General features: G+C 29.5%; 26 protein-coding genes. 12 read left to right on the forward strand and 14 right to left on the reverse strand.

Features of this window, described 5'->3' with window-relative positions:
* Positions 1 to 24 precede the first annotated feature (24 nt).
* On the forward strand, positions 25 to 1,839 hold the full coding sequence (gene argS / locus EU98_RS04135; RefSeq protein WP_032515812.1) for an arginine--tRNA ligase: 1,815 nt from the start codon (positions 25 to 27) through the stop codon (positions 1,837 to 1,839).
* Positions 1,839 to 2,948, forward strand: a complete 1,110-nt coding sequence (locus EU98_RS04130) for a pyridoxal phosphate-dependent aminotransferase (protein ID WP_032515813.1) — start codon at positions 1,839 to 1,841, stop codon at positions 2,946 to 2,948. Before argS ends, EU98_RS04130 begins: the two co-directional genes overlap by 1 nt.
* Here the strand turns inward: EU98_RS04130 and EU98_RS04125 are convergent.
* From EU98_RS04125 to prfB, 6 genes are all read right to left on the reverse strand, one after another.
* Positions 2,945 to 3,670 (reverse strand): MBL fold metallo-hydrolase, encoded by a 726-nt coding sequence (locus EU98_RS04125; RefSeq protein WP_032515814.1) that lies wholly within the window; start codon positions 3,668 to 3,670, stop codon positions 2,945 to 2,947. The genes EU98_RS04130 and EU98_RS04125 overlap by 4 nt on opposite strands.
* Before the next feature lie 20 nt (positions 3,671 to 3,690).
* Positions 3,691 to 4,287, reverse strand: a complete 597-nt coding sequence (locus EU98_RS04120; RefSeq protein WP_032515815.1) for an anthranilate synthase component II — start codon at positions 4,285 to 4,287, stop codon at positions 3,691 to 3,693.
* Between the two features lie 12 nt (positions 4,288 to 4,299).
* Positions 4,300 to 4,710, reverse strand: a complete 411-nt coding sequence (locus EU98_RS04115) for a diacylglycerol kinase family protein (protein WP_032515816.1) — start codon at positions 4,708 to 4,710, stop codon at positions 4,300 to 4,302.
* A 6-nt stretch (positions 4,711 to 4,716) separates the two neighbouring features.
* Complete coding sequence (gene ybeY / locus EU98_RS04110) at positions 4,717 to 5,256, reverse strand: rRNA maturation RNase YbeY (protein WP_032515817.1); 540 nt, start codon at positions 5,254 to 5,256, stop codon at positions 4,717 to 4,719.
* A gap of 6 nt (positions 5,257 to 5,262) precedes the next feature.
* Positions 5,263 to 5,445 carry a DUF3285 domain-containing protein gene (locus EU98_RS04105; protein ID WP_002807789.1) on the reverse strand — a complete coding sequence of 61 codons (183 nt, stop codon included), beginning with the start codon at positions 5,443 to 5,445 and terminating at the stop codon, positions 5,263 to 5,265.
* A 3-nt stretch (positions 5,446 to 5,448) separates the two neighbouring features.
* Positions 5,449 to 6,571, reverse strand: a protein-coding gene (prfB, locus tag EU98_RS04100) for a peptide chain release factor 2 (RefSeq protein WP_152557469.1) whose coding sequence is annotated in 2 segments (ribosomal slippage) — positions 5,449 to 6,495 and positions 6,497 to 6,571 — 1,122 coding nt in all. Because the reading frame shifts where the segments join, the coding sequence is not laid out codon by codon here.
* A 76-nt stretch (positions 6,572 to 6,647) separates the two neighbouring features.
* Here prfB and grxC point away from each other — a divergent pair.
* On the forward strand, positions 6,648 to 6,902 hold the full coding sequence (gene grxC, locus EU98_RS04095; protein ID WP_032515819.1) for a glutaredoxin 3: 255 nt from the start codon (positions 6,648 to 6,650) through the stop codon (positions 6,900 to 6,902).
* Between the two features lie 5 nt (positions 6,903 to 6,907).
* Positions 6,908 to 7,831: a glutathione synthase gene (gene gshB, locus EU98_RS04090; protein WP_032515820.1), complete on the forward strand. Its 924-nt coding sequence runs from the start codon at positions 6,908 to 6,910 to the stop codon at positions 7,829 to 7,831.
* Here gshB and EU98_RS04085 read toward each other — a convergent pair.
* Positions 7,828 to 9,237, reverse strand: coding sequence for a chorismate-binding protein (locus EU98_RS04085; RefSeq protein WP_032515821.1), 1,410 nt, complete (start codon positions 9,235 to 9,237; stop codon positions 7,828 to 7,830). The genes gshB and EU98_RS04085 overlap by 4 nt on opposite strands.
* A gap of 101 nt (positions 9,238 to 9,338) precedes the next feature.
* Between EU98_RS04085 and menA the strand changes: the two genes are divergently transcribed.
* Genes menA through EU98_RS04070 form a run of 3 tightly spaced genes read left to right on the forward strand, consistent with a single transcriptional unit; the run spans position 9,339 to position 12,417 of the window.
* A complete protein-coding gene (gene menA, locus EU98_RS04080) occupies positions 9,339 to 10,256 on the forward strand; it encodes a 2-carboxy-1,4-naphthoquinone phytyltransferase (protein WP_032515822.1) in 918 nt (305 codons plus the stop codon).
* The gene (locus tag EU98_RS04075; RefSeq protein ID WP_032515823.1) at positions 10,253 to 11,218 is read left to right on the forward strand and encodes an o-succinylbenzoate synthase; all 966 of its coding nucleotides are present in this window, start codon (positions 10,253 to 10,255) and stop codon (positions 11,216 to 11,218) included. Before menA ends, EU98_RS04075 begins: the two co-directional genes overlap by 4 nt.
* Positions 11,215 to 12,417, forward strand: a complete 1,203-nt coding sequence (locus tag EU98_RS04070) for an AMP-binding protein (protein ID WP_032515909.1) — start codon at positions 11,215 to 11,217, stop codon at positions 12,415 to 12,417. Before EU98_RS04075 ends, EU98_RS04070 begins: the two co-directional genes overlap by 4 nt.
* Positions 12,418 to 12,420: 3 nt before the next feature.
* Here the strand turns inward: EU98_RS04070 and EU98_RS04065 are convergent, their stop codons facing one another.
* Complete coding sequence (locus EU98_RS04065; RefSeq protein WP_032515824.1) at positions 12,421 to 12,873, reverse strand: acyl-CoA thioesterase; 453 nt, start codon at positions 12,871 to 12,873, stop codon at positions 12,421 to 12,423.
* Positions 12,874 to 12,882: 9 nt separating this feature from the next.
* Positions 12,883 to 14,070, reverse strand: coding sequence for an NAD(P)H-quinone oxidoreductase subunit H (locus tag EU98_RS04060; RefSeq protein ID WP_032515825.1), 1,188 nt, complete (start codon positions 14,068 to 14,070; stop codon positions 12,883 to 12,885).
* 38 nt (positions 14,071 to 14,108) lie between these two features.
* Between EU98_RS04060 and rsmH the strand changes: the two genes are divergently transcribed.
* The gene (gene rsmH / locus EU98_RS04055) at positions 14,109 to 15,026 is read left to right on the forward strand and encodes a 16S rRNA (cytosine(1402)-N(4))-methyltransferase RsmH (RefSeq protein WP_032515827.1); all 918 of its coding nucleotides are present in this window, start codon (positions 14,109 to 14,111) and stop codon (positions 15,024 to 15,026) included.
* Positions 15,027 to 15,029: 3 nt separating this feature from the next.
* On the opposite strand, the gene EU98_RS04050 is transcribed toward rsmH, so the two are convergent.
* Positions 15,030 to 16,175 (reverse strand): cysteine desulfurase family protein, encoded by a 1,146-nt coding sequence (locus EU98_RS04050; RefSeq protein ID WP_032515828.1) that lies wholly within the window; start codon positions 16,173 to 16,175, stop codon positions 15,030 to 15,032.
* A 59-nt stretch (positions 16,176 to 16,234) separates the two neighbouring features.
* Here EU98_RS04050 and EU98_RS04045 point away from each other — a divergent pair, with 59 nt between their 5' ends.
* A complete protein-coding gene (locus EU98_RS04045) occupies positions 16,235 to 16,963 on the forward strand; it encodes a response regulator transcription factor (RefSeq protein ID WP_032515829.1) in 729 nt (242 codons plus the stop codon).
* A gap of 4 nt (positions 16,964 to 16,967) precedes the next feature.
* Here the strand turns inward: EU98_RS04045 and bchM are convergent, their stop codons facing one another.
* On the reverse strand, positions 16,968 to 17,666 hold the full coding sequence (gene bchM, locus EU98_RS04040; protein ID WP_032515830.1) for a magnesium protoporphyrin IX methyltransferase: 699 nt from the start codon (positions 17,664 to 17,666) through the stop codon (positions 16,968 to 16,970).
* An 89-nt stretch (positions 17,667 to 17,755) separates the two neighbouring features.
* Here bchM and purE point away from each other — a divergent pair, with 89 nt between their 5' ends.
* Positions 17,756 to 18,289, forward strand: a complete 534-nt coding sequence (gene purE / locus EU98_RS04035; RefSeq protein WP_032515831.1) for a 5-(carboxyamino)imidazole ribonucleotide mutase — start codon at positions 17,756 to 17,758, stop codon at positions 18,287 to 18,289.
* Between the two features lie 15 nt (positions 18,290 to 18,304).
* On the opposite strand, the gene cysC is transcribed toward purE, so the two are convergent.
* Positions 18,305 to 18,931, reverse strand: a complete 627-nt coding sequence (gene cysC / locus EU98_RS04030) for an adenylyl-sulfate kinase (protein WP_193743014.1) — start codon at positions 18,929 to 18,931, stop codon at positions 18,305 to 18,307.
* A gap of 42 nt (positions 18,932 to 18,973) precedes the next feature.
* Positions 18,974 to 19,285: a translation initiation factor SUI1 gene (locus EU98_RS04025; protein WP_032515832.1), complete on the reverse strand. Its 312-nt coding sequence runs from the start codon at positions 19,283 to 19,285 to the stop codon at positions 18,974 to 18,976.
* A 48-nt stretch (positions 19,286 to 19,333) separates the two neighbouring features.
* Here EU98_RS04025 and trpB point away from each other — a divergent pair, with 48 nt between their 5' ends.
* Positions 19,334 to 20,578: a tryptophan synthase subunit beta gene (gene trpB / locus EU98_RS04020; protein ID WP_032515833.1), complete on the forward strand. Its 1,245-nt coding sequence runs from the start codon at positions 19,334 to 19,336 to the stop codon at positions 20,576 to 20,578.
* Here the strand turns inward: trpB and EU98_RS04015 are convergent, their stop codons facing one another.
* The gene (locus tag EU98_RS04015) at positions 20,579 to 20,929 is read right to left on the reverse strand and encodes a rhodanese-like domain-containing protein (RefSeq protein ID WP_032515834.1); all 351 of its coding nucleotides are present in this window, start codon (positions 20,927 to 20,929) and stop codon (positions 20,579 to 20,581) included.
* Between the two features lie 89 nt (positions 20,930 to 21,018).
* Between EU98_RS04015 and EU98_RS04010 the strand changes: the two genes are divergently transcribed.
* Positions 21,019 to 22,479, forward strand: a complete 1,461-nt coding sequence (locus tag EU98_RS04010) for a hypothetical protein (protein ID WP_032515835.1) — start codon at positions 21,019 to 21,021, stop codon at positions 22,477 to 22,479.
* The last annotated feature ends 64 nt before the right edge of the window (positions 22,480 to 22,543 follow it).

Consider the following 22,543-nt stretch of genomic DNA (forward strand, 5'->3'; position numbering starts at 1 on the left):
TATAGATAAATAATTTAATAATTAATGCTAATCATTTTTAAAGAATTAACAAAACAATTTGAACAATCTCTTTTAGATAGTCTTGAAAAAAATGATAAAAAAGGAGAATTCGAAATTCTTAGAAAAAATTTAATTACACAATCATCAAAAGAGGAATTTGGTGATTATCAATGTAATGTTTGTTTAAGTTTATCCAAAATATATAAAAAGAACCCAAGAGATATTTCTAATGATTTTATTAACCTTTTAAATAAAAATGAAAGCATAGCAAAATTATGTAAGAGTCTAGAAATAGCTGGACCTGGATTTATAAATATAAAATTAAAAGATGAAGTTCTAATAAATGAAATTAAGTCAAATATTCAATGCAATAGGGCTGGCATAACTTTAATTAGAAATGATTTAGATAGTAGTTTGTCTAATAAAGTTATTGTAGATTTTTCTAGTCCTAATATTGCTAAAGAAATGCATGTAGGGCATTTAAGATCAACAATAATAGGTGACTCAATATCTAGAATTTTCGAGTTAAGAGGTTATGAAGTATTAAGACTCAATCATGTTGGTGATTGGGGGACACAATTTGGCATGCTTATTACACAGCTCAAAGATTTATATTCAAATGATCTGGAAGAAATAGGAAAGATCAAGATAAGTGATTTAGTTGAATTTTATAAAGAATCAAAAAAAAGATTTGATAATGAATCTGAATTCCAAAAAAGATCTAGAGAGGAAGTAGTTAAGTTACAAAGTGGAGATATTAAATCGATTAAAGCTTGGAAATTATTATGTGATCAATCAAGGAAAGAATTTGATGAAATCTATAAAAATTTAAAAATAAAAATAGAAGAAAGAGGTGAATCTTTTTATAATCCCTTCTTAAAATCAGTTATTGATGATTTGAATTTAAAAAAAATATTAGTAGAAGATCAAGGCGCAAAATGTGTATTTTTAGATGGGATGACTAATAAAGAAGGCAAACCTTTACCGCTAATTATTCAAAAAAAAGATGGAGGTTTTAATTATGCCACCACAGATCTTGCTGCTATAAGATATAGATTCAATAAACCTCCTAATGGCGATGATGCTTCAAGAATTATTTATGTAACTGATCATGGGCAAGCAAATCATTTTGCTGGAGTTTTTCAAGTTGCAAAAAAAGCAAAATGGATCCCAGAAAATCGTCAAGTAGACCATGTCCCTTTTGGGTTAGTTCAAGGAATTGATGGCAAAAAACTTAAGACAAGAGAAGGTGAAACAATACGCCTAAAAGATTTATTAAATGAGGCAGTTAGAAGAGCAAAAGAAGATTTATTGAAAAGATTAAAAGATGAAGATCGTTATGAGACCGAAGAGTTTATAGCAAATACTTCAAGAATTATTGGATTAGGAGCTGTTAAGTATGCAGATTTAAGTCAAAATAGGATTACCAATTATCAATTCAGTTTTGATAAAATGCTTTCCCTTAATGGTAATACTGCTCCTTATTTGTTATATACCCTTGTAAGAATTTTAGGAATTAAAAGAAAAAATGATTTCGTTTATGACTCTAAAGATTTTCAGTACGTAAATTATGAACATAAATCTGAGTGGAAACTTATCAGAAAATTACTTAAGTTCGATGAAGTCATAATTTCTATTGAAAAAGACTTAATGCCAAATAGATTATGCAATTATCTGTTCGAGCTATGTCAGACTTTTAATAGATTCTATGATCAAGTACCAATCCTCAAAGAAGAAAAATATATAAAAATTTCTAGGCTTAATTTATGTGACCTAACTGCAAAAACACTAAAATTAAGCTTAGAGCTTTTAGGAATTGAAACTTTAGAAAGAATGTAATGAATGATTTTGATCCATTAAATAATCTTTTCCCAAAACCAAGAGAAGAAATAATAAATATGCAGTCTTACTCTGCACCTTTAGAAAATAGAAGAAATTTACTCCGCTTAGACTTTAATGAAAATACTTTAGGTCCAAGTCCTAAAGTTTTAGAGGCATTACAAGCGATAAAATTAGATGAGATTTCAATTTATCCAGAATATAATTTTTTAAAGAAATTTTTATGCGATAAATATCTTGATTCAAGAAAATTTGGTAATGATGAAATCGGAATTTTCAATGGAGCAGATGCAGCAATAAATGCAATTTTCAATTGCTTTGGAGAAAAAGATCAAATATTTCTAACCACAAATCCAACTTTTGGTTACTATTCTCCTTGTGCAGAAATCCGAGGAATGAAAAAAATAAGTTGTTCTTACATTGGAGAAAATTTTCTATTCCCCATCGAAGAATTTAGGGAAAAAATAATAAAGCATAATCCAAAGTTAATATTTATTTGCAATCCAAATAATCCAACAGGAACTGTTCTAAGCTCTCATGAAATAATTAATTTAGCCAATATCACTAACGATTCATTAATAGTTGTTGATGAACTATATGAAAAATTTAATGGAGATAGTCTTCTTGAATCGATAGATTTTGAAAAGAATAAAAATATACTAATAATCCAATCTCTTTCAAAAACTGCAGGTCTAGCTGGTTTAAGAATAGGTTTTACTTTTGGCAATAAAAGTTTAATTCAGTACATGAATAAAGTTACAGGACCATATGATGTAAACAGCTTTGCTATAACAGCTGCATTAGCAGCACTTAAAGACAAATCATATATTGATAATTATGTTTTAGAAGTAAAAAAGGCGAGGGAATGGATTTTAAATAAATTTAAATCAACAAAAATCAGAACTCACTTTAGTGGAGGTAATTATTTCTTAATTTGGCCAAAAAAAGATCCTAAAATCTTAATACAACAGATGAGAGAAAAAGGTATTCTTATTAGAAGTATGGAAAACAAAAAAGATATCGGTAATTCAATAAGGGTTAGTATTGGAACTAAAGAACAAATGATTTTTTTCTGGGATAATTACAAGATATTAGACTTAAAAAATTAATTACTGAAAATATAAATTGTATTTTGATCTATTTTTTTAGGTTTTATTTGGAAATCTTTTCCAACATACTTTACTTTAAAATCTTTCATATTTTCAATAAATAAATCAGCATTTGAGAAGTCACATTCTTTATTAATTTTTTTGCCGCGTTCAAAGTGAACAGGAATAACTACATTAGGTTTTAGAAGCTTAACTATTCTTGAAGCCTCTTGTCCGTCATAAGATTTTATTCCTCCTCCGATTGAAATAAACAATATATCTGGATTAGACAAAATAATTTGACTATTTATATCAATATCACCAGCAGCTCCTCCCATATGAACAATTTTAAGATCATTCTGCTCCCAACTCCAAACAGTTGCCATCCCAAATCTTCTTCCATCTAATCTGTCATGTGGTAAAGAAATTCCATTTAATAAAATATCCTCAAATTGATAGATTCCTGGCTCTACAAACATTAATTGATCATTAGGATTATATCCTTCATCTGGAAGCCTAGAACTAGCCAAAATAAAATCTACGTTGACTTCTTTTGGCTCCTTTAAATTACTTGCACAACCTATTGCTTTAAAGGGATTTATAAGAATAGATTTATCTGCACTAGTAATTAAAAAACTACTATGTCCCAAACTTTTTATTCCTAAATTCCTTGCCAATAATGAGGTAGGTAAAAAAGAGCTAACTAATATCAAAAATAAAAAGTTTTTAATTTGAGAAATCATAATATTTATTTTTTTTTATTTTACTTTTGTTCAGCCATTTTTAGAAAATTACTAATTAATTTATGACCAAATTGCGTCAACACACTTTCAGGATGGAACTGTACGCCATGTAAATGTTTATATTCTTTATGAGATATAGCCATAATTGTTGAGTCCTCTAAAGTCGCAGTTATGTCGAAACAAGATGGTAAGGAACTTGGATCAACAATAAGACTATGATATCTAGTAGCCACAAATGGAGTCTCGATATCTTTAAACAATCCTTTTTGATTATGAAATATTTTGGATGTCTTACCATGCATAAGTTCTTTCCCAACTATAACCTTACCTCCAAAAGCTTGGGCCAAAGCTTGATGACCTAAACAAACTCCCAATGTCGGAATATTTTTAGATAATTTTTTTAGAATTGGCAGACAAATTCCAGATTGATCTGGATTGCCTGGACCTGGAGATAATAAGATGCCACTAGGATTTAGTTTGATAATTTCTTCTAAAGTAATTTCATCATTTCTTTTAACTATTAATTCTTTAGTTATTTCATGCTCAACTGAAAGTTCTCCTAAATATTGAACAAGGTTATAAGTAAAACTATCGTAATTATCAATGACTAGAAACATATTTATATTGATTTAAAATAACAACTTTATTTTAGGAACAAAGATATATACAGCAATAATAACAGAATTAATGGAAGCTAATAATACTGCTCCAGCAGAAGTATCTTTTGTAATTTTAGCCAAAATACTAAATTCTTTTTTAACTACTAAATCAACGATTGATTCAATAGATGTGTTCAATATTTCTAATATTAAAACAGACATTATTGTTGCAATCAAAATAACATAATTACTTAGACTAATTTTGAGTAAAAAACCAATTATTAAACTTGTAACTGCCAAAATTAATTGAATTTTAAAATTTCTTGAAGTTTTTAATACATAACTAATACCACTGAAAGCATACTTAAAACTTATAAATACATTACTAGAAGTTTTGTATGATTCTTTTCTATTTTGTAAATAGTTTATTTTTTTTTTCATTGATTTTTAATCTAATCTAGTAATTAAATATTCTTGGAAATTTAACATATTTTCTAAATCATGCTCATTATTATGTTCCCACCCCAAAAGATGTAAAAATCCATGACTAGCCAACCAGATCATTTCTCTATAGATTGAATGTTTATATTCATAAGATTGTTCAAGTGCCATCTCTAATGATATAAATATATCTCCCAACTCTATATGATCTAAATTATTTAGAGATTCATCAGAAATAATTGGAAAAGATAGAACATCAGTTGGACCATTTTTTTGCATCCATTTCTTATTCAAAGAAGCAATTTCTTGATTAGATATTATCTCTAGGCCTAATGAAAAAGATTTTTTATCAAAAATATAATTTGGTAATTCATAATCCTTTTTTTTTAATATTATATTTATCCAAGATGAAAAAACTCTCTCCCAAAAAATAGATTCAAAAATAAGCTTACTTTTAGCATCTTTTAACTTATTTGAAAATTGAGAAAAATCATTAAATTGAAAAACCAAATCTAAATTTATTTCAGAAATAATTTTTTCTGTCATAGATTCTTACACAGGAATATTGGGCTTACCTATTGTGGCTACAAGTATTAATATCCCAATTAAAACTAGAAAGGTTATTGAAAAATGAGAAATACTTTTTGAACCCTTCCTTACCATATTTCTCATAGCAAGCTTTATAAAGCTTGGAGGAGCAACTTTTTTTTCTATATTTTCGTTTTTATTTTTCATTAGTTATTCAATAGATTCGTTAGAAGAAATATTCATGCGTAATAATTCATGAATAAATGGTTCAAGTCCACCATCTAAAACACTATCTAAGTCATTAGTCTCCTTCATAGTCCTGAGATCTTTTACCATTTGATAGGGATGGAAAACATAATTTCTTATTTGATTGCCCCATGCAGCTTCCACAATATCACCTTTAATATCAGCAACTTCTGCAGCTCGTTGTTCTTTAGCAATCACTAGTAGTTTAGACTTAAGAAGTAACATACCTTTTTCTTTATTTTGTAATTGAGATCTTTCTTGGGTACATCTTACTGAAATCCCTGAAGGCAAATGAACAATTCTCACCGCTGTTTCTACTTTATTAACATTTTGTCCTCCAGCACCACCTGATCTACTTGTTGTAATTTCTAAATCTTTTTCAGGTATATCAAGTGAAATATTGTCATCTAATTTTGGCATAACCTCAACCCCAGCAAAGCTGGTTTGTCTTTTACCATTAGCATTGAAAGGCGAAATTCTTACTAATCTATGAGTTCCTTTTTCATGTTGTAGATATCCGTATGCATATTTTCCATCAATTTCAAACGTTACACTTTTAATACCTGCTTCTTCTCCTTGAGATAATTCATTAATGACAAGGCTCATTTGATTATTATCGGCCCATCTTGAATACATTCTCAATAAGATCTCGACCCAATCCTGCGCATCTGTTCCACCCGCACCTGCATTAATAGAAACTACTGCTCCTTCCTTATCGTATTCACCACATAACAATCTTTCAAATTCCCATTTATCTAAATTCTCTCTTAATTTCTTTAGGCCCTGCTTGGATTCCAAAATCATTTCCTCTTCTGGTTCTAAAGAATAAAGCTCAAGAGAGGCATTAGCATCAGAAATAAAAGTTTTCCATTTATCCAACAATTCGAGTTGAGCCTTAACATCATCAAGGATTAACATTAGTTTTTTCGCTTCTTCTTGATTCTCCCAAAATTCAGGCTGAGCAGAAATTTGCTCTAACTCACTCCTTTTCGCTTTTAATCTTGGAACGTCAAAGACAATCCTGAGCATTACCCAGGCGCTCTGTGAGTTCCGAAAGATCTTTTTTGAAATCTGTAATATCTATCAAAATAGAATTTAATCGTTATTTATAATCTAACAGGCACTTTTGTTTAATAGTATAAACTAAGTATTATTTTAAAAAAATGTCCAAAGTTGAAATTTATACTTGGCAATATTGCCCATTCTGTATTCGAGCAAAATCCCTACTCAAGAAAAAAAATATAAATTTTACAGAATATAAGATTGACGGTGATGAAGATGCCAGAGCAATTATGACTGAAAGAGCTGATGGTAGAAGAACATTACCACAAATATTTATAGATAATGAGGGTATTGGAGGCTGCGACGATCTCTACACATTAGAAAATGAAAATAAATTAGACGCATTATTAGGCTAGATCTTATGAAATTTCTATTCGTAATAGATCCGATAAAAAATATAAACCCCTTAAAAGATTCATCTGCTGCTTTAATGCAAGCATCATCCAAAAAAAATATTGAAATCTGGAGTTGTACTCCTCAAGACCTTGAAGCTAGAGGTGATGAAGTATGGGCTTCTTCCGTAAAAGTTGAAGTCAATCCGTGGATTTCTTTAAAAGAGAATGATTGCATCCCTCTCGCCGAATTTAATTGCATTTGGATGAGAAAAGATCCCCCTGTAAATGAGGCTTATTTGTATGCAACACATCTTTTAGAAGTTGCCGAAAGAAAAGGAGTAAAGGTAGTTAACAAACCTTCATCATTAAGAGCATGGAATGAAAAGTTAGGTGCTCTGAGATACAGCCACTTAATGGCACCTACAATAGTTGCGAGTAAGGTAAAAGATCTTATTAATTTTGCAAATATAAATAATGAAGTAGTAATAAAACCTCTTGGAGGAAAAGGTGGTCAAGGTGTTATAAGGATAAATAAAAATTCTCCAGGAATTAAATCAATTATTGAATTAATCACTTCCCAAGAAGAATTACCCGTTATGATGCAAAAATTTATTCCTGAAGTCATAGATGGTGATAAAAGAATAATTATCGTAAATGGTGAAGCAATTGGATCTATAAATAGGATTCCTCAAGGAGGCGATTTTAGGAGTAACTTAGCGATGGGAGGAAAAGCTGAACCAACATTATTAACAGAAAAAGAAAAAAGTATCTGCTCAGAATTATCTCAACACTTCAAAGATGAAGGTTTATTTTTTGTAGGTATTGATGTAATAAATGGAATGCTGAGCGAGATTAATGTTACCAGTCCAACAGGTTTAAGAGAAATAGAAAATTTATCCAATAAGAATGTTTCAGTGGAAGTAATTGAAAAATTAGTAGAAATTATTTAGGATTTTTTAGCGAAAAATATTTGTTTTACTATGGATTCAAATTTTAATTTAATCTCATCTATTTCTTTATCTAAAACTGAACCTGAAACTATACCTGAACCGGCAGTAAATTCAATATTTTCTTCAATATATCTTGCGCCTCTTATGGCTAAAAGAAATGATGCATTTCCTGATGCATCAACCCAACCCATTGGAGAAGCATAATTTCCTCTAGGAAAAGACTCAAGAGTATTTATCCAATCCAATGCTGCATTTTTTGGATATCCACAAACAGCCGGAGATGGGTGTAAGTTTTTAAGTAATTCAAAAGGACATAAATTTTCAACTTTCGAGAAAATGAGTGTTTGCAAATGAGAAATATCTCCAAATGAATTTACCCTGATATCACTTTTTTTAAAGTTTTTTATTTTTGAAACTTCTAAACATTTAATCAAATACTGTGTTACGTAATTATGTTCCTTTAAGTCTTTAGTACTTTTTAGTAGTTTCTTAAAATTTGAATTAGTAGAGATAGTTCCAGCGAGAGCCTCCAAAGTTAAATTAGGTTTAGTAAAAGAAAATAATTTTTCTGGAGATGCTCCAAACAAAATGTCCTTGCTATTTCTTTTCCAAACGTATCTGCATGTATTTGAATGATTCTTTTTTAATCTTTTTAAAATTTCTACTAAATCTAATTTATTTTTAAATTTTATTTTAACCCTATTCGCTAAAACTATCTTTTCGAGAATACCTTTTTCTACTAATTGAATTCCTTTATTTACTACTTTTTTCAAATTTTTATTAGAAGTTTCTAAGGAGTGCAAGAAATCATCAATAATAGGAAAATCAAAAGTAGTTTTTAAGCCAGATGATTTTATTAATTCTAGCTCAGAATTAATAACTTGATTTCTAATTGTCCATATTTCTTCAATTAATGTTCTTAATGATGATTTACCTTCAACATGACCATTGATTCTTAACCAGCAATTCTTATCACTTTTAGTAATTAATATTTTTGGCAAGATGGCTTCCAAACTAGGGATATCTGAAGGTAAATTATTATTATTCAAATTTTCAGAGAAAGAAAATAGATAAATTATTTTTGAAAGCGCAGAATTATGTGATTCATTAGTTAAGTTAATTAAATTTTTAAAATTCTCAGAATTAAACTCTTTTGCCACCTCAAATCTTTTTGGACCATCCAAAGTAACATACTTACATTTGTCAAAAGCAATATATGAAATACCATTAGATTCCTCCCAAAATGAAGAAAACGGATATTTATTTATAAACAATTCATATACTTTTAATAAATCAATACAAGGAATCTCAAGGCAAATACTTACTAATCCAGAATTCTCCACTTTCTTATCGAAAGAGCAAAATACATCTTTTAAAAAGTCTGTTAAGTTTAAATCATTTTTCATTACTTATTGAAAATAACTAAAAATCATGCAATAAAGTAAAAAATGTAACTCAATTTATAAACTATATTTAATAATGATCGAATTTTGTGAGTTAAATAAAAATGGATGAAGATAAAAAAAAATTATGGCAACAAGCGATAAAATGGCCTCTTTATTCTGTTGCCATTCTTCCGGTTTTAATAACAGGGGCTTATGTGCTCAATCAATATGAAAAGGTAAAAATTTATAATTTGATTGCATTTACTTTAGCTGCAATTTTTATACTACTTTGGGAAAACCTAACTAATGATTTATTCGACGCAGAAACAGGAATCGATGAATTTAAATTCCATTCAATTGTAAATCTTGTAAAAAATAAAAAAATAATTTCATTTATTGCATATACATCTTTATTTATTGGTTTATTAATAATTTCAATTATTTCATTATCAACAAGTATAAACATTTTGATTTTGGTGGCATCTTGCTGCTTCTTAGGATATTTATATCAAGGACCTCCTTTTAGATTTGGCTATCAAGGTTTAGGAGAACCATTATGCTGGCTTGCATTTGGACCTTTTGCCTACTCTGCAATCTTAATTGCGTTAAATCCTTCTAATATTTACTTCGTAGATATTCCCTGGAGAGTTTCTTTATTACTTGGTTCAGGTCCTTCATTAGCAACAACTCTTGTATTATTTTGTTCTCATTTTCATCAAATTTCTGAAGATAAAAAGCATGGAAAAAATTCACCTTTAGTTCGCTTAGGAGCAAAAAAAGGTTCTCAATTTGTGCCTTGGATAATTTTCACAATATATATTTTTCAACTTTTAACTATATTTACTGGATTTATTCCAGTATTTTGTATCCTTTATTTGATTAGTTTTCCTCAAGCAATAAGACTTATAAATTTATTAAAATATTCATATAGAAAACCTTTTGCAATAAAAAATTCCAAATTCGTCGCAATAAAATTTCAAACTCTTAATGGAGTTGGCTTAATCACAGGATTAATTTTTAATTACTTACTTAATAAATGAAATTAATATTTAAAAAAAAATCTTATAGCTTTAAGTTATCCACAAAATTAGAAAATTCTAAAACCACTTATCTTACAAAACTGGGTTGGATAATTAAATTAAGAAGTAATGATAATAAAATTGGGTTTGGAGAAGTTTCACCACTTCTAGAAGAAGACTTAAAAAAATGTGCAACACAACTAAATATGATCCCTGAGAATGTAGAAGTATTTAAGTTATCTGAGCAAATAAATATTTTTCACCCATGCATTCAATCTGCAATAAATTCTGCATTAGCTGAGATAAATGGAAAAATAATTTTTAAAAAAAACTATGCCTTTGATAAAATTGATAAAACAGCCATACTTTTAAATTCTGAAAATGTAATTTCAGAGCTAAATGAAATTAAAAAAAGACAATCTAATATTGGAAAATCAGTAACCATAAAATGGAAAGTAGCATTAAGAGATAACCATGAGGAAGAAGCAAATTTAGAAGAAATTTTAAGCCAAATAGACAATAATATTAAGTTAAGAATAGATGCTAATGGTTCTTGGGGGAGAAAGATAGCTAATAGATGGGCTGATATTTTGAAAAATAACAAAAATATAGATTGGTTAGAACAACCTCTCTGTGTTGATGATATTGAAGGAATGAAAAAACTCAATAAAAAAATCCCAATAGCCTTAGACGAATCACTTTTAAAATTTCCAACTTTGATTGATGAGTGGAAGGGTTGGCAAATTCGAAGACCTTCTCAAGAAAATAATCCAATTAAGCTTTTAAGAGAATTAGAAAATAAAAAAGCTTTAATATCTATAAGTACCTCATTTGAAACTGGAATAGGTAAAAGATGGCTTTATCATTTATCGTCTTTACAATTACAAGGACCAACTCCAAAAGTTCCTGGGTTAGCAATGAATAAATTCCCAAATTCTTTTCTATTTTTAAATGAAGCAACAAAGATATGGAATCAATTATGAAAAATAAAATTCATACTATTGAAGTTGAAAATAATGAAACTCAATCTGTAGAAAAAATTATTGAACAAATTAGAGAAAATAAAATTATTTATGTAAAAAACAAATTTTATGAATATGAAGGAGTATTAGATTCAATTTCTGAACATGGGCCAGCAATTATCTTAAACAGTAGTGGTAGTTCTGGAAAACCAAGAAAATGTTTTCACCATTTAAATAATCTTAAATTATCTGCAGTTATATCAGGAAAATGGCTAATAGAGCAGGGATTTGAATTACAAAAATGCTTAATTTTAAATACTTTACCCCTGAACCATATAAGTGGATTAATGCCAATTTTTAGAAGTCAAGCTTGGGGATGTGATTGCATTAATATTTCTCCTCATTTACTAAAAAATACTAGAGAACTTTTACTTTTCACAATTAAATCTAAAAACAACAAAAAACACTTGATTACATCATTAGTACCTACACAATTACAAAGACTTTTAGCTAAAAAAGATGGTATTAGTTGGCTAAAAATTTTTGATCTAATTTGGGTAGGTGGAGCTTCAATTTCAAGCGAGACTGCAGAACAATGTATAGAAGAAAAAATAAAATTAGCACCTTGTTACGGCTCAACTGAAACAGCCGCAATGGTTACTAGTTTAAAACCAAAAGAATTCTTAATGGGATTTAAAAATGTTGGGGAAATACTACCTGATACAAAAATAAGAATTAACACACAAGGATTAATCGAGATTAAATCAGCCAGAATTGGAATCGAAATAATAGATTCTTCAAAAACTAAAAATTTCAAAAATAAAAATGGGTGGTGGTGCACCGGTGATTTAGGTGAAATTAATCAAATCAATAATTCTTTATATTTAAACTTTCTTGGAAGAAGTGATAACGCTTTTAATTCAGGAGGAGAAATCGTTTTTCCAAAAGTAATTGAGTCTCGATTAAATGATTTCATTATGAAAGAAAATATCCCAATTAATAAATTCAATATTTCAAAAGTATCCGACAAATTATGGGGAAATAAAATTAAGATAATTGTTGAATATAAAGAACATATAAATAATAAAAATATTGAAAATTCATTAAATTTATTAAAAAAATTTTCTCAAAGTTGGCCTAAACATGAAAAACCTGAAAAGTGGATTGTTAAAAACAAAAACACCAGTATAGAAAATATAAACTATAAATTTAAAAAATAATATTTAGCATTCTTTTAAATTTCTGCTTACATTTGAAGCCTCTATCCATCTTTCTAACTGATCGGGAAGTTCTATTTTATTTCTTGAATCAATATCTAAAGAACAATGTATTATTTTTCCTTCTGCTACTTTATTTCCATTTTTTATAAAAAAGCTATTTACTTGGAACAAATGAGTATTAATTTTATGAGGGGCAATTTTTACTTTTAAAAAATCTCCAATTTTTATAGGCGCAAGAAAGTTTGCTTCACAATTTACTATGGGAAAAATAATTTGACTTTTACGTATAGAAAAATCTGGAAAAATATCTTTATAAGGAATCCCATAAATTTCAATACTCTCTTCCCAAGCTTCGTGCGACCATTTTAATAAATTATGAAAATGAATTACACCTGCAGAATCACAATCACCAAATCTTACCTTCCTCTGCAATATTAACCAATCAGCGGGTTTCATTTAAAGAACTTATCTATCAACAGATCCCATAATTACATCTATTGAGCCAAGGATTGCCATAATATCAGCGATTTTGGCACCTTTAAGGATATGAGGCAATATTTGCAGATTATTTAAATCAGCTGCTCTGATTTTAAATCTCCATGGTGTAACTTCATTATTTCCTTGAATAAATACACCTATTTCACCTTTACCGGACTCTAATCTTGTATACAATTCTCCGTTAGGAATTTTAAAAGTTGGAGCAACCTTCTTAGCTACATATTGATAATCAATACCAAATATTTCACTTTTCTTATCTTCAGTAGCCATTCTTTGAGCTTCTAAATTTTCTGTTGGACCTCCTGGAATCATTTTGCAGGCTTGGCGAATGATGCTTAGTGATTGTCTCATTTCCTCAACTCTTACTCGATATCTCGCGTAACAATCACCTTCTCTTTCTGAAGCAATCTGCCAATCAAAATCGTCATAACATTCATAACTATCGACTTTCCTTAAATCCCAGGAAACTCCAGAAGCTCTAAGCATTGGCCCAGATAAAGACCAATTAATTGCCTGGTCTCTTTGTATTGTTCCGAGACCTTCGATTCTTTTTCTAAAAATTGGATTATTTGTTATTAATTTTTCGTATTCGTCTATTTTAGGACCGAACCAATCGCAAAAATCTATACATTTCTCTAACCATCCATATGGAAGATCACATGCGACACCACCTATCCTAAAGAAATTATTATTTATTAGCCTTTGTCCAGTAGCAGCTTCCCAGAGATCATAAATCATTTCTCTTTCTCTAAAAATATAGAAAAATGGAGTTTGAGCTCCTACGTCTGCTAAAAAGGGACCAAGCCACAAAAGATGATTAGCAATACGATTAAGTTCGAGCATAAGAACTCTAATGTAACTAGCTCTTTTAGGAACTGGAATATTAGCTAATCTTTCAGGAGCATTTACTACAATAGCTTCATAAAACATTCCTGCTGCATAATCCATTCTGCTTACATAAGGGACATACATTACATTTGTCCTATTTTCAGCTATCTTTTCCATTCCTCTATGTAAATATCCAATAACTGGCTCACAATCAATGACATTCTCACCATCAAGAGTTACAACTAACCTTAAAACCCCATGCATTGAAGGATGGTGAGGGCCAAAATTGACCACCATTGGTTCTGTTCTAGTCTCTAGCTGAGCCATTCGAAATTTAACTTCTAAACAAATCTTAGTCGAAAGTTATGCAAACTGACCTATCTGATTCATCTTTTTTCAATCATAAATCAGTTATGACAGATGAGATTATGGCCTCATTAGAGCATTACCCTTTAATTCATAACAACAAACTTACAGGAATAGACGCAACTCTAGGAGGAGGCGGGCACTCTTATCATTTGTTGAGAAAATATTCTGATTTAAATATAATTGGACTTGATCAAGATCCATTCGCGAGAAAATCAGCATCAAAAAAACTTGATGAATTTCAAAATAGGATTGATATAAGGGCTTCAAATTTTGCGGATTTTGTACCAAAAGAAAGAGTTTCTTTCGTAATTGCTGATCTTGGAGTAAATAGTAATCAAATTGATGACCCTAAAAGAGGATTTAGCTTCCAAAAAGATGGTCCACTTGATATGAGAATGAATCCTTTTCTTGAGGTTGATGCAGAGAAATTAATTGAGGCTTTAAATGAAAAAGATCTAGCTAACCTAATTTATAAATATGGAGATGAGAGATTATCAAGAAAAATTGCTAGGAAAATAAAAATGGATTTGAAGGAAAATGGGAAATACTCTGGGACGAAAGAGTTAGCTTATTCTATTGCGGGTTGCTTCCCACCAAAACAAAGATATAAAAAAATACATCCAGCAACAAGAACATTTCAAGCACTTAGAATTGCCGTTAATAAAGAAATTGACGTATTAGAAAAATTTTTGCAAGTTGTTCCTGAATGGCTTTTGCCGGGAGGAATTATTTCTATTATTAGTTTTCATTCCCTAGAGGATAGGTTAGTTAAAAGTTCTTTTAAAAATGATCAAAGACTAAAAAACCTAACAAAAAAGCCAATAACTCCTTCCGTAGAAGAAGTCGAAATAAATAAAAGAGCTAGAAGTGGAAAATTAAGAATTGCTCAATTAAATAAATTAAAGAGCCAATAATTTTTAACGTAATGATTTGATCGTATTTGTAAGAATATGAATTGCTTGTTTTATATCGTCTGAGTTAGTGCTTAATCCAATACTTAACCTTATTGAAGATTCTGCTTCTTTAAAAGATCTACCTAAGGCTAGTAAAACATGAGATGGTTCACCATTACTGCATGCAGATCCACTAGAACAAACTATTTTTGATTTTAAAAGTTTATGAAACTTCGCTCCGTTTAAATCCAATACAGTCAAATTTAAATTCTGAGGTAATCTTTTTTCTATTGAGCCATTAATTAATAAACCAGAATTATTTTCTAACAAACCCTCTAAAAGATTATTTCTGTACAAAAGTAATCTCTCAGCATAATTTTTTTGATTAAAAACTGCTATCTCTATTGCTTTAGCAAAGCCAACTACTAACGGAAGAGGTAATGTACCGGACCTAAGACCAAATTCCTGACCTCCTCCAACAATTAAAGGCTCAAGATTAATTTCTTCATCTATCAAAAGAAGTCCTATCCCTTTAGGACCATATATTTTGTGAGAACTCATCGTTATCATATTTACATCTGATAAAAGATTGTTTAACTCGATATAGCCTAAACATTGAGCGAAATCAGAATGGAAAGTTATTCCTCTCGATTTACATATCTTTGAAATACTCTCTATTGGCTGAATAACTCCTATTTCGTTATTTGCCAGCATTATACTAACCAGAAATGTATCTTCTCTTATATTTTTTTTGAATTGTTCTTCTGAAATTAAGCCATCTTTCTCAGGATTAATTTCTGTAACCATAAATCCCTCATTTTTTAGTTGGTTTAGGGGCTCTAAAACAGCTTTATGCTCTGTTTTTAAGGTAATAATATGTCCATAATTTCCTGTTTTTTTATAGTAATTTCTAGCAAAACCTAATAGGGCTAAGTTATTAGATTCAGTTGCACCACTTGTAAAAATAACTTTTTTATTCTTAAGAAATAAATTTTGTTCTATTTTTTCTCTTGAGGCTTCCAATATAGCGCTTGCATTAATCCCCGCCAAATTAGACTTGCTTGCAGGGTTAGAAAATATCTCACTCCAAAAAGGTTTCATAGAATCAACAACATCTTTAGAGCAAGGAGTCGAAGATTGATAGTCTAGTAGTATGGGAGTTGATAGCATTATGTTTAGTATATAAAATTCTGTTTATTACTAGAAAACCAAATTGAAGAATTTAAAACATGAATGAACTTAATCAAATAAATAATGAACCGATACGAAAATCAAGAATTTTATTAGTTGATGATGAGCCTGGTTTAAGAACAGCTGTTAAAACCTTTCTAGAAGATGAAGGCTTTGAAATATTTATTGCAGTTGATGGAGAGGATGGATGGGAAAAGGCTCAAACAATTTTTCCCGATTTGATAATTAGCGACATTATGATGCCCCGAGCTAACGGTTATGCTTTATTAGAAAAAATTAGAGAAGATGAAAAATTAGGAGGAACTCCAGTTATTTTTCTAACAGCAAAAGGAATGACCCTCGACAGAACAGAAGGCTATCTTGCAGGAGTTGATGATTATATTTCCAAACCTTTCGATCCCGATGAATTAGCTGCAAGAGTTAAAAATGTAATCAAGAGACAAGAACGATTATTAAAGGAAGCAGCACGATTTGCAGATATTGACGTAAGTAAAATGGCTAAACAAATTACTGAAATAAAATCTATGCTCACAGACCAAAATCCAACTAATTCAGAAAATAAAATAAATATTCCTACTTTTACTCCAAGAGAAGCAAGTGTACTTCAACTAGTAGCAGAGGGCCTAATGAACAAAGAAATTGCAAGACAGCTTGAAACATCTATTAGGAATGTTGAAAAATATGTAAGTAGACTTTTTATCAAGACAGGTACATCTAGCCGAACCGAATTAGTTCGTTATGCACTTGAAAATCATTTAGTTAAATAAATTTTTAAATTTTTTCGAATTCAATTAGTTTTGAAAAATAAAAAGGAGCTTGATTTAATTTCTTTTTAACCACTCTAAATCCTCTTTCTTTAGCAGCATTAATAATACCCTTTTCTTTCAATGTATATGCTCTTGTAGTTTTACTTGGCCCAGGAAATAATTTCCCAATATTTTTTAGGACAGCAAGAACTGGAGTATAAGGAGCAAAGCTAACGATTAGTTTTTCTTTGGTTAAATCGCATAGATGCTGGACCATTTCTTCTGCGACCGGTTGAGGATAATGAATAAATACATCCAAACAAACTACAACATCAAATAGTCCTTTTAATTTCTCCAGATCACAGACTTCATATTTGATTTTGCCTTGATTCAATCCTAATGTATTAATGCGTTTCTTTGTTTCTTTAATCATTTCAGAAGATATATCGCTAACCTGTAATTCTTTTATCCCTAGTCTTAGTAAAGGTATGGAAAGACTTCCTACACCACATCCTGCATCACAATAACTTTTTTTTGTTAGTTCAGGATAATTTTTGATGTAAGAGACTACATCATCTACAGTTTTTTGATGTCCTTTCCTAATATTTTTCTGAACTGTATTAATTTCATCAGATTTGCTATAAATTTTATTCCATCTTTCAAAGCCAGTTCCATTAAAATACTCCCTGACTTCACTTTTTTCGATAATCTTATTTGACGTCATAATATTCTATGAAAATTTCTTATTTTTATACTAACTAACTGGCGCCAAATTAATTGCACGCCATTATAGGAAAGAATTGATTTGTTATTTTGTCAGAATTGAATTCTAAAGATATTTATAAAATTGCTGTCGTAATGGGTAGTGATTCAGATCTAAAAACATTGAAACCAGCCATTGACATTTTAAGAGAATTTGGAATAAAAACTGAAATTTGTATACTTTCTGCCCATCGAACACCTATTGAAATGATGGAATATGCAAAAAATGCAGAATCAGAAAACATAAAAGTAATAATTGCCGGTGCTGGTGGAGCTGCTCATCTTCCAGGAATGCTGGCATCCATAACTTGCATTCCTGTAATTGGAGTACCAGTAGAGAGTAAGACACTTAAGGGGATTGACTCTCTTTTATCAATCGTTCAAATGCCCGCTGGAATTCCAGTTGCAACAGTTGCAATTAATGGAGGTCAGAATGCTGGATTATTGGCAATAGAGATGATCAGTTTATTTGATGAATCCATAAAGAAAAATTTAAAAGAATTCAGAGAAAATCTTCATAAACAGGTAAGAACAAAAAATAGTAAGTTATCAACTATTGGACCTGACAATTATCTTCAAAATTAATGAACTAATATTTTTCTATAAGGCCTTGTTAAGAAATTTTTCTGTTTTAAGGTAATTAACAACTTTTTCAACGGAATCATTTAAATCTAACGAACCTGTATCAACAACAATTTCTGGATTATGAGGAGCTTCATATGGACTAGAAATTCCTGTAAATTCTTTGATTTCACCCAAACGAGCTTTCTTATAAAGACCTTTAGTATCCCTATTTTCGCAAACTTTAATATCAGCAGCACAATAAACTTCAATAAAATCCTTAGATCCAATAATTTTTCTTACCTTATCTCTATCGCTAATAAATGGCGAAACGAATGCTGTAATAGTTATTATCCCAGCATTCATAAATAAATTCGCAACTTCTCCAATTCTTCTTATATTTTCTTCTCTATCTTCATCCGAAAAACCAAGATCTTTACATAAACCGTGTCTAATATTATCTCCATCCAACACATAAGTCGAAAAACCATCTAAGTGTAAAACTTCATTTAAAGCGTTGGCCAAAGTACTTTTACCAGAACCAGATAAACCTGTAAACCAGATAACCATACCTTTATGACCTCTCATTTTCTCTAACTTTTCTCTATCAATAGTTAAATTGTGCCACTTTATATTGGTTGACTTTGTTTGATCTTGTTCTTTCATTTTTTGCATCATCAAAATTAAAAACCTATCCTAACCCTTGCTTCATAAATTATGAAATCCCTCTTTACGAAGAAACTCAATTGATTTCGATACCATATCACCCTGTAACTGGATATTTCTATCAATTAATGTTCCTCCAGTCCCACAAAAAACTTTAATTTTTTTTAGTAATTCTTTTAATAAGATTTCATCCTCAGTGCCTAAACCCCTAATTAAAGTTATAGTCTTGCCCTTTTTCCCTTTTTTTTGTTTTGAAATATTTATTTTTGATCTTTTATCAAAAGTATCTTTCTTAGCTGTTTCTTCAGTTTTTTTTTCTTGATTATCAAATTCGATCCAATTCTTTTTTCCCATTATTTTCAATATATTCTATAGTTAGTTAATACTTATTCTATAGAAAAAGTGGTAAGTACATTTTCTCGCAAAGATCAAAACTATAAAAATGAAGATTTAAATCAGCCCTCGAAAGAGGGAAGATTTGGAAAATATGGTGGTCAATATGTTCCTGAAACGCTAATGCCTGCTCTTTTTGAGCTTGAAACAGCTGCATCTAATGCATGGAAAGATAAACTTTTTGTAGAAGAATTAAATCATCTACTTAAGACTTATGTAGGAAGAGAAACACCACTTTACGAAGCCAAAAGACTTACTAAACATTACAAAACTAAACAAGCAACTCCCAGAATATGGCTTAAAAGAGAAGATTTAAATCATACTGGTGCTCACAAAATTAATAATGCCCTTGGACAAGCTTTATTAGCGATAAGAATGGGCAAAAAAAGAATAATTGCAGAAACTGGAGCAGGTCAGCATGGAGTTGCTACAGCTACTGTTTGTGCAAGATTTGGCTTGAAATGTATTATCTACATGGGTGCTGAAGACATAAAAAGGCAATCCCTTAACGTTTTCAGAATGAAACTTCTAGGAGCTGAAGTTAAAGTTGTAAATTCTGGAACAGCAACACTGAAGGATGCTACTAGTGAAGCCATTAGAGATTGGGTTTCTAATGTCGAAACCACACACTACATTTTAGGATCTGTTGCCGGCCCACACCCTTTCCCAAAGATTGTCAGAGATTTTCATGCAGTTATAGGTGAAGAAACTAAAAAACAATGTATGGAATCATTTGGATCCTTTCCAGATATTTTGCTTGCTTGTGTAGGTGGGGGATCAAATGCAATGGGGCTTTTCCATCCTTTTGTTAAAGAAACTTCTGTTCGTCTTATTGGTGTTGAAGCTGCAGGGAATGGAGTTGATACTGATAAACATGCTGCTACCATCACTAAAGGGTCAGTTGGAATTTTGCATGGATCAATGAGTCTTCTTTTACAAGATGATAATGGTCAAGTACAAGAAGCTCACTCAATAAGTGCAGGATTAGACTACCCTGGCGTAGGACCAGAACACAGCCATTTAAAAGATATAGGTAGAGCAGAATATGGATCAGTTACAGATCAAGAAGCTTTAGATGCTTTAAGACTTGTTAGTGAACTAGAAGGAATTATACCTGCACTTGAAACTGCACATGCCTTTGCTTGGTTAGATAAATTGTGCCCCACTCTTGATAAAGATACTCATATAGTTATCAATTGCTCTGGTAGAGGTGACAAAGATGTTAATACTGTTGCATCTTCATTAGATATTTAATTAATACCTTGGAATTGAAGGGTCAATATATCTACTCCATCCGTCAATACCCTCCTCCAAATTCCATATTTCGCTCACAATATTATTATCCAAGCACCATTGAGAAAAGTTATAACTTCTTATTCCTGCATGACAAGTAACTACAATTTCTCTGTCTAATAAACCAGCTATTATTTTTTTAACGTGTTCAGATGTGACTTTACTAATTGGTATATGTAAAAATTCTTTTGAGAAACGAGCTAGTTCAAGCTCTGCTTCCTCTCGCACATCAATCAAGACTGGATCTTCTTTCTCAGAATTAAACCAATCATTGAGGCTAGAAGCATTTATAGATTTTGGATAACTTCCCAATTTATAGGATAAATTATGTGTTATTTACAATTTAATAAATTAAGTTGCAGTAAGAAGTTTATTGTTAAAAATAAAAATAAACATTGATAATGAAACTTAGGATAGTAGCAATAATACTATTATTATCTTTATTAATTTTTTTTGGTTTTAAAAAAGTTTCTGCTAATAAAATTAAGGAGCAAAGTACAAATATTGAGCAACTAAACATCTTAAAATATGTACCTGAAAACAATAAATTATTATTTATTTCTAATTTAGATAGTTTTAATATTATTAATAATAATGAAAAAGATAAAAATCCAACTAATCAAGATAACTTTGTTTTAATAAAAGAGTCTATATTAGATTACTTAGGTATAGATCTAGGCAACAATAAATTAGAAGATATCTATAATAATCAACTTATAATCTCAACTTTTGAAAATAATAAAAAGCTTAAAGATGATATTTTGATTGTTTTTAAAATTAAGCCAGAAAAAACAATAGACGATTTATTAAATCTGCCTAATAAAATTGATCAGATTGATGAGATAATTTCAATTAATAGAGAAAACAAAATAAATTTCCTTAACTTTATATACCGAAACGAAGATAATTATATAATTGCTTCATCAGATAAAAAATTAATAAAAAATAGTATTAACTCTAGTAATGACTTTAAAGAAAAAAAATTTCAATATGAGGGTGAACTTGTTGGACTGAAAAATGAAAAAAATATATTATTCACAAATAAATTTTTGGAAAGTAAATTTTTTAATAAAGAAATTATTACTGAGAATAATGGAGATAATATTGCTACAACTTTTGACTTTAAAAATAAGCAACTAACTTTAAAATCATATTTACTAAATAATAAAAAAAATATTGATATTCTTACTTACGAAAAGTTAATTAATAAAGACAATAGTAATGAAGATAATCCTGAAAATTTAATTTTTTGTGATATAAAAAATTTTGACAAATATCTTAATCCCTTAATAAATGATTTTCAACTCAGTTTTTTTGAAGAGTTTAATCAAAGTAATAATCAAAACATTTTAATTCTCAATTCAAATAAAGATTGGCTTATTACGTTTGAAAAAAATAATAAAGATCAATTTGATTTAAGTTCTTTGAAAAAGCTAAAAGATTTCAACAAATATACTTTGAAACAAAATGAAGATATTTATTCGATATATTCCAAAGATATTCTTGAAGAAAAAGACGATGTTATAAAACAATTATCTTTTGAAAATATCTATTCGATAGAATCAGGAGGTTTACAAATCATAAGTAATCATTTAATTGATGGTAAAGAATTTGAGAAAATATCAAAAAAATTTTTTAACCTAAAAAGTAATAAAGATAAATCTGCTTTTCTTTATTCAAAAGTTGATATCAAAGGTGGTAATTCCAATAAAATTGAATATTTTTCTAATTTGCAGGACCTTAATTTTCTAATTAAAAATATTTTAAAAATATCGAATGAGGAATCGCTAGAAATCATAAGTCAGTCTATTCCTGAAAAAAATCCAATTATTTACAGAGAAACAATATTAAACATTCTTTAAATTAAATTTATTCAAACAAGCTTCAAAAACAATGATTTTAATTTAATGCGAAGTTAATATCTTG

Origin of the sequence: Prochlorococcus marinus str. MIT 9314 (genome assembly GCF_000760035.1) — a bacterium.
In the GTDB taxonomy this organism is placed as follows: Bacteria; Cyanobacteriota; Cyanobacteriia; order PCC-6307; family Cyanobiaceae; genus Prochlorococcus_A; species Prochlorococcus_A marinus_B.

Coding starts and splice junctions, on each gene's coding strand:
- EU98_RS04075 (WP_032515823.1), top strand. CDS start 10,253: ATGAAATTAATATTTAAAAAAAAATCTTATAGCTTTAAGTTATCCACA.
- EU98_RS04045 (WP_032515829.1), top strand. CDS start 16,235: ATGAATGAACTTAATCAAATAAATAATGAACCGATACGAAAATCAAGA.
- EU98_RS04105 (WP_002807789.1), bottom strand. CDS start 5,445: ATGAAAAATAAAAACGAAAATATAGAAAAAAAAGTTGCTCCTCCAAGC.
- menA (WP_032515822.1), top strand. CDS start 9,339: ATGGATGAAGATAAAAAAAAATTATGGCAACAAGCGATAAAATGGCCT.
- argS (WP_032515812.1), top strand. CDS start 25: ATGCTAATCATTTTTAAAGAATTAACAAAACAATTTGAACAATCTCTT.
- EU98_RS04130 (WP_032515813.1), top strand. CDS start 1,839: ATGAATGATTTTGATCCATTAAATAATCTTTTCCCAAAACCAAGAGAA.
- cysC (WP_193743014.1), bottom strand. CDS start 18,931: ATGAAAGAACAAGATCAAACAAAGTCAACCAATATAAAGTGGCACAAT.
- EU98_RS04025 (WP_032515832.1), bottom strand. CDS start 19,285: ATGGGAAAAAAGAATTGGATCGAATTTGATAATCAAGAAAAAAAAACT.
- grxC (WP_032515819.1), top strand. CDS start 6,648: ATGTCCAAAGTTGAAATTTATACTTGGCAATATTGCCCATTCTGTATT.
- EU98_RS04120 (WP_032515815.1), bottom strand. CDS start 4,287: ATGTTTCTAGTCATTGATAATTACGATAGTTTTACTTATAACCTTGTT.
- EU98_RS04070 (WP_032515909.1), top strand. CDS start 11,215: ATGAAAAATAAAATTCATACTATTGAAGTTGAAAATAATGAAACTCAA.
- EU98_RS04085 (WP_032515821.1), bottom strand. CDS start 9,237: ATGAAAAATGATTTAAACTTAACAGACTTTTTAAAAGATGTATTTTGC.
- EU98_RS04065 (WP_032515824.1), bottom strand. CDS start 12,873: ATGAAACCCGCTGATTGGTTAATATTGCAGAGGAAGGTAAGATTTGGT.
- EU98_RS04060 (WP_032515825.1), bottom strand. CDS start 14,070: ATGGCTCAGCTAGAGACTAGAACAGAACCAATGGTGGTCAATTTTGGC.
- EU98_RS04050 (WP_032515828.1), bottom strand. CDS start 16,175: ATGCTATCAACTCCCATACTACTAGACTATCAATCTTCGACTCCTTGC.
- EU98_RS04115 (WP_032515816.1), bottom strand. CDS start 4,710: ATGAAAAAAAAAATAAACTATTTACAAAATAGAAAAGAATCATACAAA.
- bchM (WP_032515830.1), bottom strand. CDS start 17,666: ATGACGTCAAATAAGATTATCGAAAAAAGTGAAGTCAGGGAGTATTTT.
- gshB (WP_032515820.1), top strand. CDS start 6,908: ATGAAATTTCTATTCGTAATAGATCCGATAAAAAATATAAACCCCTTA.
- ybeY (WP_032515817.1), bottom strand. CDS start 5,256: ATGACAGAAAAAATTATTTCTGAAATAAATTTAGATTTGGTTTTTCAA.
- EU98_RS04010 (WP_032515835.1), top strand. CDS start 21,019: ATGAAACTTAGGATAGTAGCAATAATACTATTATTATCTTTATTAATT.
- rsmH (WP_032515827.1), top strand. CDS start 14,109: ATGCAAACTGACCTATCTGATTCATCTTTTTTCAATCATAAATCAGTT.
- EU98_RS04125 (WP_032515814.1), bottom strand. CDS start 3,670: ATGATTTCTCAAATTAAAAACTTTTTATTTTTGATATTAGTTAGCTCT.